Source organism: Thermocrispum agreste DSM 44070 (genome assembly GCF_000427905.1).
Lineage (GTDB): Bacteria > Actinomycetota > Actinomycetes > Mycobacteriales > Pseudonocardiaceae > Thermocrispum > Thermocrispum agreste.
On the sequence record NZ_ATYX01000005.1, the window covers coordinates 226,667 to 238,563 of the forward strand.

Consider the following 11,897-nt stretch of genomic DNA (forward strand, 5'->3'; position numbering starts at 1 on the left):
CGTGAGCCTGCCCGGCATGGTAGACCGCAAGCTGCTGCACGGGCACGCCTCCCCCACCCCGCTGGCCACCCCGCCCGCGGGCAGCGGCCTGAAACCGGTGCTCGGCGACTTCGGCCTGCCGTTCATCGGTCACACGCTGGCCCACATGCGCCACCCGGTCGACTTCGCCTTGGCCCGCTACCGGCGCCTGGGCCCGGTGTCGTGGGGCGGCATGCTCGGCCGGCGTGCGGCGGCCGCCGCCGGCCCGGACGCCACCCAGGTCGTGCTGGTCAACAAGGACCGGGTGTACTCCCAGCAGGGCTGGGCCACGCTGATCGACCGGTTCTTCCACCGCGGCCTGATGCTGCTCGACTTCGACGAGCATCTGCGGCACCGCCGGATCATGAACCATGCGTTCACCCGCGAGCGCCTGGCCGGCTACGCCGAGCAGTTCGGACCGGTCGTCGACCGCGGGGTCACCGCACTGCCGACGGACCGCCCGGTCCGGCTGTACTGGAAGCTGAAGCAGCTGACCCTGGACGTGGCCGCACGCGTCTTCATGGACACACCCAGCGGTGCGTCCAAGGAGATCAACAAGGCGTTCGTCGACGCGGTACGGGCCACCACGTCGTTCGTCCGCGCACCGATCCCGGGTGGCCGCTGGTGGGCAGGCGTGCGTGGCCGCGAGCTGCTGGAGCGCTACTTCGCCGAGCGGCTGCCCGCCAAGCGGGCCTCGGACTCGTCCGACCTGTTCGCGGCCCTGTGCCACGCCGAGGACGCCGACGGCGCCCGGTTCACCGACACCGACGTCGTCAACCACATGATCTTCCTGATGATGGCGGCGCACGACACGGCCACCATCACCACCACCGCCACGGTGTACTACCTGGGGAAACACCCGGATTGGCAGGAGCGGGTGCGCGAGGAAGCGCGCACCGTCGGCCCCGGGCCGCTCGGCCTGGCGGAGCTGGATGCGCTGAGCACGCTGGAGCTGGTGATCAAGGAATCGCTGCGCCTGGCGGCTCCGGTACCCAGCCTGATGCGCAAGACCGTGCGGGATACCGACCTCATGGGGCACTACGTCCCGGCCGGCACCCTCGTCGTGCTCTCCCCCACACTCAACCACTACTTGAGTGAATATTGGACGGATCCGCACGCGTTCGACCCGATGCGGTTCGCCGAACCGCGCCGGGAGGACCGCTCGCACCGGTTCGCCTGGGTCCCGTTCGGCGGAGGGGCGCACAAGTGCATCGGGATGCACTTCGGAATGTACGAGGTGAAGGCACTGCTGCACGCTATGCTGATGCGCTACCGATGGTGGCTGCCGGAGTCGTACCAGCTGCGCTGGGACCACACCGCGCTGCCCGTGCCCGCCGACGGCCTTCCGGTCCGCCTGTACCGACGGTGATCATCACGCCCGGCGCCCAAGAGCTCCACCCGGTGATACGACCACCAAGCCGGGTGAACCACCCACGGCGACGCGGAGCCGTTCGTGAAGGTTTTTTTGCCTCGGAGCGGCCGAGGGTGGCATGGCGGCTTGATCGCGGGGTGCGACCGGGTGTCTACTGGCAGAACCCCCCATCCCGTCCCATCCGTGCCGGCACATGGTGTTCGGGGCCCGTGTGCTGGCGTCGACGACTACTGCACACGAGGTGCTTCCTTGACTTCTCCTGGTGAACAGCCAGGCTCGGCGACCCCGTCCGCCGATCGGTTCGTCGCCCTGTTCGCCGCGGCGCCGTTCGGGATCGCGCTCACCGACCGGCAGGGCATCATCGCCGAGGCCAACCAGGCCCTCGGCCGGTTCCTCGGGGTCGACCCCGCCGAGCTGCGTGGCAAACCCTTCGTCGAGATCCTCACCGGCGACGACCCGAAGCAGCGCTACCCGGCCGTCGTGGTGCGCGACACCAGCGAACTGCACCTGCTACAGGAAATGCTGCGCCACCAGAATGTGCACGACCCGCTGACCGGGCTGCCCAATGCCGACAGCTTCCGCGGCAAGGTCGAAGCCGCGATGGTGGATCGCACCCACCCGCAGCTGGCGCTCATCGTGTTCGACCTGGACGGGTTCCGGTTGATCAACGACGGCCTCGGCCCCGAGGTGGGCAACCGGATGCTCAGCCGGGTCGCGGACAAGCTGCGGGAGATCTTCCCGGCGGAGGCGGTGATCGGCCGGATGATCGGCGACCGGTTCGGCGTGCTGCTCCGCGGCTCGTTCACCGGCCAGGCGCTGACCAGGCAGGCCGAGGAAGTGCTGAAGGAACTCGCCGAACCGCTCTACCTCGACGGCAACGGCATCGCGCTCAGTGCGAGCGTGGGCATCGTGGTGCGCTCGACCGGTGGTTCCGCCGACGATCTGCTGCGCGCCGCGGAGATCACCGTGCACCGGGCGAAATCCGCGGGGCGGGCGCAGTGGATGATGTTCGACGCCGAACAGGACCGGCGGGAACGGCACCTCGCCAAGCGCGGTGCGGTGCTCGGCGGCGCGCTGGAGACCGGCGAGTTCGAGTTCCGCTACCAGCCGACGGTGCGCCCGGACGGCTCCGGCGAACTGGTGCTGATCCAGGCCGAGCTGGTGTGGAATCACCCGGACGACGGTGTGCTCGAGGCGCACGAGTTCATCCCGATGGCCGACCTGACCGGCATGACGGTGCCGATCGGCCGGTGGATGATCGACGACGCGGTGGCCACGCTGGCGCGCTGGCGTGCCCAGTTCGGCCCGGCGGTGGCCGAGCTGGCCGTCCGGCTGCCGTCCCGCCTGGCCATCGACCAGGACCTGGTCGGCATGGTGCGGTCCGCCCTGGACGAGCACCAGCTGCCCGCCGAGTCGCTGAGCGTGTGGACGAAGGCGACGACGCTCGACGACGAGCGCGGTGACGTGCGCGAGTCCTACGCGCTGCTGGCGGATCTCGGGGTCCGCGTCGGTCTGCTCATCACCCACCCGTCGCAGTTCGACGTGTTCACCGGCGACCTGCCCCTGCACGACGTGATCCTGGCCGAGTCGATGGTGGAGCTGGTCTCGGCGGACTACCCGGTGGAGACCAGCGCGACCATGCGCGGTCTGCACGACTTCCTGGCCAAGCCGTTCGAGCAGGGCATCCGGGTGTCCGCCCAGGGCGTGGAAAGCCGGGATCAGATGCAGCGGTTGGCCGAACTGGGTGTCAGCGCGGTGCGCGGCCCGGCGATTCATCAGCCGCTCACCGCGTCGGCGATGGAGAAGCTGCTGGCCGAGGCCGGTGACCCCGCCAACGTCTCCGCCGGCCCGCAGCACGACACGTGACCAAGCGCAAGTTGCTCGAACCGGCGGGACGAGCCGCCGGTGACCCGCAGGGCCGTCGCGGCTTCGATTCCCACTCACGGGAAGAGCAGCGGCGGCCGGGCGGATGTGTCCACGACCAGCGGCCCGCCAGGACGCGCGGCCACGCGTCACCGGGAACCAGCTGGCCCGCGGCCATACGTCACCACGCACCGGCCACGGGTGCCACCGGCAAGCAGCACGGACCCGCGCTTACGTGCCAGCGGACACCAACGCGTGCCCGAGCGTCACCAAGGCGGCTGAGGCATGATGACGGCATGAAACCGGGCGACATCGTCGAGGACTTCACCCTGCCGGACCACACCGGCCGGCCGCGCAGCCTGTCCGAGTTCCTGGCCGGCGGCCCGGTCGTGCTGTTCTTCTACCCGGCGGCGATGACACCGGGATGCACCGCGGAAAGCTGTCGCTTCCGCGACCTGGCGGCCGAGTTCGCCGCCGTCGGGGCACAGCGCGTCGGAATCAGCCGCGACCCGGTCGGCAAGCAGGCCCGGTTCGCCGAGCAGAACTCGTTCGACTTCCCGCTGCTGTCCGACGCCGACGGCACGGTGGCCAGGCAGTTCGGCGTGGACCGCAAGCTGGCGATCCTCCCGGTCAAGCGCCAGACGTTCGTCATCGACTCCGACCGGTCGGTGCTCGAGGTCATCAAGAGCGAAGTGCGGATGAACGTGCACGCCGACCGAGCACTGGAGGTGCTGCGCCGGGCGCGCAGCCGCGACTGAACCGGCACGACTGCCTGGCCGCGTGCGCGGTCACCCGCAGTTGGTGTCGGTCGCGTTGATCACGCTGTCCGGCAGCTCCTGGTCGTTGCGCAACGCGTCGAACATCTGCTTCGCCTTGGCCTCGTCGGTCGTCGTGGCGTCGCACCCGGTCACCGGCACCGTGGTGGTCACCATGCCGCCGTCGGAGATGCCACGTGCCGCCCACGCCAGCCAGAACAGGTGGTGCAGGTGGTCCTCTTCGTCGATGCTCAGCGCGTCCGGGATCTCGCCGAGCAGCGGGAAGACGTCGAACGGATTCAGCAGCGTGCCGGGGCTGGCGATCTCGTTGGCCAGCGCCCCGATGAACTTGCGCTGGTTGGCCACCCGGTCCAGGTCCGACCGCGGCGTTGCGTCGCTCTTGCGCATACGCACGAACGTCAGCGCCTGCGCCCCGTCCAGCTTGTAGGTACCGGCCTTCAGCCGCTGCCCGTTGGACCTGTCGACCATGTCCTTCGGGATGGTCATCTCCACACCGCCGATGGCGTCCACCATGGTGGCGAAGCCGCCGAGGCCGATCTCGGCGTAATGGTCGATACGCAGGCCGGTCACCTGCTCGATGGTCTTCACCAGCCGCCGCGGGCCCTTGCCCGACGCGTACACGGCGTTGATCTTGATGCCGTTCGGATAGTCCGGGGTGGTGACGATCAGGTCGCGCGGGAAGCTCACCAGCGTCGGCTTGGTGCCGTTGTCCGGCAAGTGGGCCAGCAGGATCGTGTCGGTGGCGTTGCTGTCCGGCCTGCCCACGTGCAGCCGCTTGATCTCCTCCTTGGACAGGCCCTTGCGGTTGTCCGACCCGACGATGAGCCAGTTCGTGCCCTCTCCGGCGGCCGGGCGGCCGGGATAGTCGCCGATGGCGTTCACCCGCCGGATGGACACGTCCAGGTAGATCCACACGCCCACCAGGAACAGCACAAGCACCAGCGCGAAGATCCCGAGGACCTTGCCGAACGTCACCCGGCGGCGGCGCCGAGGACGCGGTTCCGCGCGCTGCGGCGGCTCCGGCCGTGACCGCTCCGGTCCCGGCCGCTGCGGACGGGGCCGGGCAGGCATCGGCTCCGTGGGCCGGTGGGCGTTCGCGCCCGCGGCCGGGCCCGGTGGCCTGACCCCGGGCCGCCGTGGCCCGCCGGGGCCACCCGGCAACGGCATCATCCGGGTCGACTGGTGCGGCGGCCTGCCGCCGCTTCCCGGTCGGCGTGGATCCCGCCCAGGTGGACGGTTGGCTCCCGGTCCCTGTGGCTCGACCATGCGCTCGCCCGTCTCTCGTTACCTCGTGACATGTGCACTGCGGTTGCCCGGCATCATCGCATTGCCGACATATGCCCGATGTGACGACCCCGCCGCGCGCCGGCCGATTACACCCGCACGCGTAGCCTGCGGTCACCCGACAGGCTCAGCCCGTAGCGCAGCGGGCCCGCCGGTTCCCGCTTGCCGAGAACGTGCAGCACGAAGGAACGGACGAGCCGGTGCCAGGTCGGCGCCCGCCACACCAGCGCGTGCGTCTCCCCGGCCAGCTCGAACCGCACGACGTCGGTGACAGCCGTGGCGCGCCGGGCGAAGTCGAGCGAATCCGCGGGCTTGGTGATGGTGTCCTCCAGACCGTGGGCGATCAGCACCGGCACGCCACGGAGCGCGCCGACCCCGTCCTCGGCCGGTGTCCACGGGGCCAGCGCGGCGACGCCGACCACGGCCTCGTCGTCGGCCACGTGCATGGCGACCCGGCCGCCCATGGAGTGGCCGACCAGCACGACCGGCGTGTCCGGGTAGCGCTGGCGAATCCGCTCCAGCGCCCACCGGGCGTCGTGCACTGGATCAAGCGCCGGTGCGTTCCATCCCCGCACCCGGTTCCGTACCAAGGCGGCCGCGACGCCGTACGACCGGCCGGTGAGCGCCACGTCCACCCCGAAGCCGGTCATCCGCAGGCAGGGCCCGGACCACCAGCGGATCGGCTCGTGGCTGGACTCCGCGCCGCCGTGCAGCAGCATGACCACCGCGTTCACCCGGCCGGGTGGCGCCAGCGTCCGCAGCCCAGGAGGCTTGATCGCGGCGTCGGTCATGCCGCCATCATGCCGCAGCCGCTGCGTCCTTGTCGGCGAACTGGGTGTGGTGCAGTTCGGCGAACCGGCCGCCGGCGACGAGCAGTTCGTCGTAGGTGCCGCGCTCGACGATGCGGCCGCCCTCGACCACCAGGATCTGATCCGCGGCGTGGACCGTGGACAGCCGGTGGGCGATCACCAGGGCGGTTCGCCCGTCGAGGGCGTCCGCCAGCGCCTCGCCCACCGCGGCCTCCGACTCGGAGTCCAGATGCGCGGTGGCCTCGTCCAGCACCACCACCCTCGGCTTGGCCAGCAACAGCCGGGCGATGGTCAGCCGCTGCCGCTCACCGCCGGACAGCCGGTAGCCCCGTTCGCCGATCACGGTGTCCAGCTGATCCGGCAGGCTGCGGATCAAGTCCGCCAGGCGAGCCCGCTCCAGCGCGGCCCAGATCTCCGCATCGGTGGCCTCCGGCGCGGCGTAGGCCAGGTTGGCCCGGATCGTGTCGTGGAACAGGTGGCCGTCCTGGGTCACCACCCCCACCGTGGACCGCAACGAGGCGAACGTCAGGTCCCGGACGTCGACACCGCTCAGCCGCACGGCGCCGCTGTCGACGTCGTAGAGCCGGGGAACCAGCGACGCGATCGTGGACTTGCCCGCGCCGGAGGATCCCACCAGGGCGACCATCTGGCCGGGCGCCGCCGTGAAGCTGATGCCGTGCAGGACCTCCTCGCCGCCGCGCGTGTCGAGCGTCGCGACCTCCTCCAGCGACGCCAGCGACACCTTGTCCGCCGACGGATAGGAGAAGCGCACGTCGTCGAACTCCACCGAGACCGGCCCCGCGGGCACGTCGACCGCGGCCGGCTTCTCGGTGATCATCGGTTTGAGGTCCAGCACTTCGAAGATGCGCTCGAAGGACACCAGCGCCGTCATCACGTCGACGCGGACGTTGGCAAGTGCGGTCAGCGGCGAGTACAGCCTGGTCAGCAGCAGCGCCAAGGAGACGACCGTGCCCGCGTCCAGCGTCCCGGCGATGGCCAGCCAGCCACCCAGGCCGTAGACCAGGGCGAGCGCCAGCGCCGACACCAACGTCAACAACGTCATGAACCAGCGGGTCAGCATCGCGGTGCGCACGCCGATGTCGCGCACCCGGCCCGCTCGCTCGGCGAACTCCTCCGCTTCGGCATCCGGCCGGCCGAACAGCTTGACCAGCGTGGCACCTGGTGCGGAGAACCGCTCGGTCATCTGCGTGGTCATGGTCGCGTTGTGCCGGGACGCCTCCCGCTGCAGGTTGGCCATGCGCCGCCCGATCCGCCGCGCGGGAAGCACGAAGACCGGCAACAGCACCAGCGCCAGCAGCGTGACCTGCCAGGACAGGGCCACCATCACGCCGAGCGACAGCGCCAGCTGGACCACGTTGGTGACCAGGCCGGACAACGTCGCGGTGAACGTGCGCTGCGCCCCGATGACGTCGTTGTTCAGCCTGCTCACCAACGCGCCGGTGCGCGTCCGCATGAAGAACGCGATCGGCATGCGCTGCACGTGCTCGTACACCGCCCGCCGCAGGTCGAAGATGATGCCTTCGCCGATGTGCGCCGACTGCCAGCGCTCCGCCAGACCGACCGCCGCGTCCGCCACCGCGACCCCGGCGATGATCAGAGCCAACGTCACGACCGTCTCAGCGGACTCACCGCTGACGATCACGTCGACGACCCGCCCGGCGAGCAACGGCGTGCTCACCGCCAGCACCGCGGCGACGACGGTCAGCAGGCCGAAGACGGCCAGCCGCCGCCAGTGCGGCCGCGCGAAGCGCACCACCCGCCGCACGGTTCCGGGCGCCAGCCCTTTCGGCGCCTCCTCCGCGTGCATGCTGCTGCGCAGCAGATGCCACGTGTTGTCCATGAATACCTCATCTATAGTGGAGGTTTCGCAGCTGTCTCCCCAGCGTAACGCCACCCTCCGACGCGATCATTCCCGCGCCTTCTGCTGTTCGCCGTGAGCGGAACGGCACCGGGAGGGCATGCCGGGCGCCGCCGGGGTCCATCCGGTCCCTTCCGGACAGACGTGACGGCACCGGCCGGCCGCCTGCCGGACACCGGGCAAAGGAGCACGCGGCGGGCATCCGCGGAGGAAGATCGGCGATAATGCGGCGACCATGTTCTCGCCGATCACTCGCCCACTGCGCCTCGACCTTGCGGTGTACGTGGGTTTCGCGGCGTTCGCCCTGATCACCGCGCTCGCGTCGGGTTATCGCACGCACAGCATCTGGGGTGCCTTCGCGACCGCCGGATACCTGCTGGCCGCGGCGCACACGGTGGTCCTGCTGGCCTCCGGCGCCCGGACCGGCTGGTGGGGCTCGCGATGGACCGGCGCGGCCGCCGCGTTCGTGGTCGGCATGCTTGCACCGCTCGGCTTTCTGGTGGCCGCCCGGCTCGACGGCGGCGACTGGGCGGACAGCCCAGCGGCTTGGGCGGCCCAGCCTGAGGTCTGGGTCATCGAACGCTCGGGGCTGTTGCTGCTGGAGACCGGCACCCCGTACGTCGACGTGTTCGCACTCGGCAGGCCGCCCGAGGTCGACGACTACACGCCCTACGGCCCGGCGATGGCCCTGTTCGGGCTGCCCAGGGCCGTGGCGACCCAGCTCGGCGTCAGCGACCTCGCGGTGGTGCAGGTGATCACCGACGCCCGGCTGTGGTTCGTGGCCGTGGCGGCCCTGTGCGTCTGGCTCGGCCTGCGCCTGCTCGGCAGCCCTCCCGTGCCGATCGCCGCGGCACAGATCGCGGTGCTGTGCCCGGCCACCGCGATGACGTTCGCGGTGGCCGGGCCGGACCTGGCCGTGATCGGCATGCTGATCCTGGCCCTGGTACTGGCCGTGCGAGCCAACTACGTGGCCGCCGGGGTGCTGCTGGCCGTGGTCGTGGGCGCCAAGCTCACCGCCGCACCCGCCGTCGTGGTGGCGGGGGCGCTGATCGTCGCTCGCGGTGGCTGGGCGAGCCTTGGCCGGTTCACGGCGGCATTCACCGGCACCACCGCCGTGGTGCACGTCCCGGTGCTGGTCGACCCGGCCGCGTTCGCCGAGCACGTGCTGGCCTTCCCGGCCGGGCGTGGCGCCGTGCCCTCCCCCGCGGCCAGCCCCCTGCCGGGTCACCTGATCGCCGAGACCGGGCCCGTCGGCCACGCCGTCGCGCTCGGGCTGCTCGCCGCCGCGGCGGTGGTCATCGGCTTGTGGGTGGTGCTGCGCCCGCCACGAACGGGCGCGGACGCCGCACTACGACTCGCCGTCGGCCTCGGCGCGGCGATCATGCTCACCCCAGCGACGCGCTGGGGCTACGTTGTCTATCCGCTCGCCCTGCTCGGCGCGCGGTGGTGCTTCCCCCAGGAAGACGACGCCGAAGGATGACGGCGCGCTACTTCTTCTTTTTCCTGGTGGTCGCGCCGCCACGGCCCCGCAGCTGCACCCCGGATTCGCACAGCACCCGGTGCACGAAGCCGTACGAACGACCGGTCGACTCCGCCAGGGCCCGAATGCTCGCGCCCTTCTCGTACTTCTTCCGCAGGTCGTTGGCAAGCTTGGTGCGCGTGCTACCGGTGACGCGCGCGCCCTTCTTCAAGTCAGCCACTCTTCACGCCTCCTCGCCGGAGAGTGTTCTGGGCCACACAAGCCCCTTGTGGCCAATGATCGAACAGGAGGCGACGGAACGCCAGATGGAGGACAAAATCGCCGGAAAGCCGCCACGGACGGCCTAACCCACCCGCCAAAAGGACGATCTTCGCCTCACCCGAAACGATCAAGCGGGCCCGGCCTGCGGGGCACGGCAGGCACGGTCCGGAAGCGGGCGATCGTGACGCCGCCGACGCAGCCTTGTCACCCGGCCGCACATCGGAACCCGGAGTCGGTACGGGCGCGGATCGGCCCCCCCCCCGATCCGCGCCCGTACCGACTCCCCTGTTCGCCGGGTGCCCGAGCTGCGCGAACCCGGCGGCTTTCGTCCAGATGGTTCGTGCGGATCGGGCGTACCGGGGCCGTGCCCGGTCGGCCCCGCCACCGCGACAGCCCGCGGCGCGCCGACTCGCCGCCGTCCGACCTCAGGCCAGCTCGACCAGCTCGCGGTAGTCGTCCGACCAGTGGTCCTCGGTGCCGTCCGGTAGCACGATCACCCGCTCCGGCTCCAACGCGTCGACCGCGCCCGGGTCGTGCGTCACCAGCACGACGGCGCCGGTGTAGCTGCGCAGCGCGGACAGCACCTGCTCCCGGGACGCCGGGTCGAGGTTGTTCGTCGGCTCGTCGAGCAGCAGCACGTTGGCCGCGCTGGAGACCAGCCCGGCCAACGCCAGCCTGGTCTTCTCCCCACCGGACAGCGTGCCCGCCCGCTGGTCGAGCTGCTCGCCGCCGAACAGGAACGAGCCGAGCAACGTGCGCAGTTCCTGGTCACTCGCGTCGGGCGCCATGTGCCGGATGTTCTCCCAGACCGTGGCGTCGTGGTCGAGTGTTTCGTGCTCCTGCGCGTAGTAGCCGATGCGCAGGCCGTGTCCGGGCCGGACGGTGCCGGTGTCCGGCTGCTCCAGGCCGGCGAGCAACCGCAGCAGCGTCGTCTTGCCCGCACCGTTGAGGCCGAGCACCACCACCCGGGATCCCCGGTCGATGGCCAGGTCCACCCCGGCGAAGACCTCCAGCGAGCCGTAGCTCTTCGACAGGCCCGCCGCGGTCAGCGGAGTTCGCCCGCACGGCGCGGGGGCCGGGAAGCTGATCCTGGCGACCTTCTCCGCGCGCTGCTCCGGCTCCAGGGCGGCGAGCATCTGCTCGGCCCGGCGGGCCATGTTCTTGGCGGCGACCGCCTTGGTGGCCTTGGCGCCCAGTTTGGCGGCCTGCTGCAGCAGCGCGGCGGCCTTCTTCTCGGCGTTGGCGCGTTCCCGCTTGCGGCGCTTCTCGTCCGTGGCGCGCGCGTCCAGGTAGCGCTGCCAGGTCATGTTGTAGATGTCCAGCTCGCCGCGCATTGCGTCGAGGAACCACACCTTGTTCACGACCTCGGCGAGCAGGCCGACGTCGTGGCTGATCACCACCAACCCTCCGGTGTGCTGCTTGAGGAAACCGCGCAGCCAGGAGATCGAGTCGGCGTCCAGGTGGTTGGTCGGCTCGTCCAGCAACAGGATGCGGTCGGACTTGCCGTCCGGTCCGGCCTCGGAGGCGGCGAACAGGATCCTGGCCAGCTCCACCCGCCGCCGCTGGCCACCGGACAGCGTCGACAACGGCTGGCCGAGCACCCGTTGCTCGAGCCCCAGGTTCGCGCAGATCCGCGCCGCCTCGCTCTCCGCGGTGTACCCGCCGAGCGCGGCGAAGCGCTCCTCCAGCCTGCCGTACCTGGCGATGGCCTTCCGCCGCTCCGGGCCGTCGGCCAGCTCGGCCATGGCGATCTGCGCCTTCTCCATGTCGCGGGCGATCACGTCCAGGCCGCGGGCGGACAGCACCCGGTCCCTCGCGGTCACCGACAGGTCGCCTTCCCGCGGGTCCTGCGGCAAGTAGCCGATCGGTGAGCTGATGCGCACGTCTCCCGCGTGCGGTTGGCCTTCGCCGGCGAGGACCTTCAGGGTGGTCGTCTTGCCCGCGCCGTTGCGGCCGACGAGGCCGATGCGGTCGCCGGGCTGGACGCGGAGGGTGGTGTCGGCCAGCAAGGTGCGCGAACCCGCGCGCAACTCGAGGCCGGTAGCCGTGATCACGATGAGGCTCCGTGGTCGAGAGAAACAATCGAAGGTGCACAGGACGACAGGGGCCCGCGCGCGTCACTCCAAGCGTGCAACGAGCCACCCGCGCGCCGCGG

9 protein-coding genes are annotated in these 11,897 nt (G+C 71.0%); 4 read left to right on the forward strand and 5 right to left on the reverse strand.

Translation table 11 applies throughout. The features are described 5' to 3' along the window. Nucleotides 1-16 precede the first annotated feature (16 nt). From YWY_RS0101035 to YWY_RS0101045, 3 genes are all read left to right on the forward strand, one after another. The gene (locus tag YWY_RS0101035; RefSeq protein ID WP_084608813.1) at nt 17-1,387 is read left to right on the forward strand and encodes a cytochrome P450; all 1,371 of its coding nucleotides are present in this window, start codon (nt 17-19) and stop codon (nt 1,385-1,387) included. A 252-nt stretch (nt 1,388-1,639) separates the two neighbouring features. Beyond that, nucleotides 1,640-3,256, forward strand: a complete 1,617-nt coding sequence (locus tag YWY_RS19570) for an EAL domain-containing protein (protein ID WP_051309447.1) — start codon at nt 1,640-1,642, stop codon at nt 3,254-3,256. A 293-nt stretch (nt 3,257-3,549) separates the two neighbouring features. After that, nucleotides 3,550-4,011: a peroxiredoxin gene (locus YWY_RS0101045; RefSeq protein WP_028846105.1), complete on the forward strand. Its 462-nt coding sequence runs from the start codon at nt 3,550-3,552 to the stop codon at nt 4,009-4,011. Nucleotides 4,012-4,041: 30 nt separating this feature from the next. Here the strand turns inward: YWY_RS0101045 and YWY_RS19575 are convergent, their stop codons facing one another. From YWY_RS19575 to YWY_RS0101060, 3 genes are all read right to left on the reverse strand, one after another. Then, nucleotides 4,042-5,100 carry an LCP family protein gene (locus YWY_RS19575; RefSeq protein ID WP_342665082.1) on the reverse strand — a complete coding sequence of 353 codons (1,059 nt, stop codon included), beginning with the start codon at nt 5,098-5,100 and terminating at the stop codon, nt 4,042-4,044. A 302-nt stretch (nt 5,101-5,402) separates the two neighbouring features. Continuing rightward, entirely contained in the window at nt 5,403-6,104 is a 702-nt protein-coding gene (locus tag YWY_RS0101055; RefSeq protein WP_028846106.1) for an alpha/beta hydrolase, read from the reverse strand. Between the two features lie 7 nt (nt 6,105-6,111). Then, nucleotides 6,112-7,983, reverse strand: a complete 1,872-nt coding sequence (locus YWY_RS0101060) for an ABC transporter ATP-binding protein (protein ID WP_028846107.1) — start codon at nt 7,981-7,983, stop codon at nt 6,112-6,114. A 253-nt stretch (nt 7,984-8,236) separates the two neighbouring features. Between YWY_RS0101060 and YWY_RS19580 the strand changes: the two genes are divergently transcribed. After that, nucleotides 8,237-9,481, forward strand: a complete 1,245-nt coding sequence (locus YWY_RS19580; RefSeq protein ID WP_038044220.1) for a glycosyltransferase 87 family protein — start codon at nt 8,237-8,239, stop codon at nt 9,479-9,481. 7 nt (nt 9,482-9,488) lie between these two features. Here YWY_RS19580 and YWY_RS0101070 read toward each other — a convergent pair whose 3' ends face one another. Both YWY_RS0101070 and YWY_RS0101075 read right to left on the reverse strand, forming a co-directional pair. Beyond that, nucleotides 9,489-9,701: a helix-turn-helix domain-containing protein gene (locus YWY_RS0101070; protein ID WP_028846108.1), complete on the reverse strand. Its 213-nt coding sequence runs from the start codon at nt 9,699-9,701 to the stop codon at nt 9,489-9,491. Between the two features lie 466 nt (nt 9,702-10,167). After that, on the reverse strand, nt 10,168-11,796 hold the full coding sequence (locus tag YWY_RS0101075; RefSeq protein ID WP_028846109.1) for an ABC-F family ATP-binding cassette domain-containing protein: 1,629 nt from the start codon (nt 11,794-11,796) through the stop codon (nt 10,168-10,170). Nucleotides 11,797-11,897: the final 101 nt, after the last annotated feature.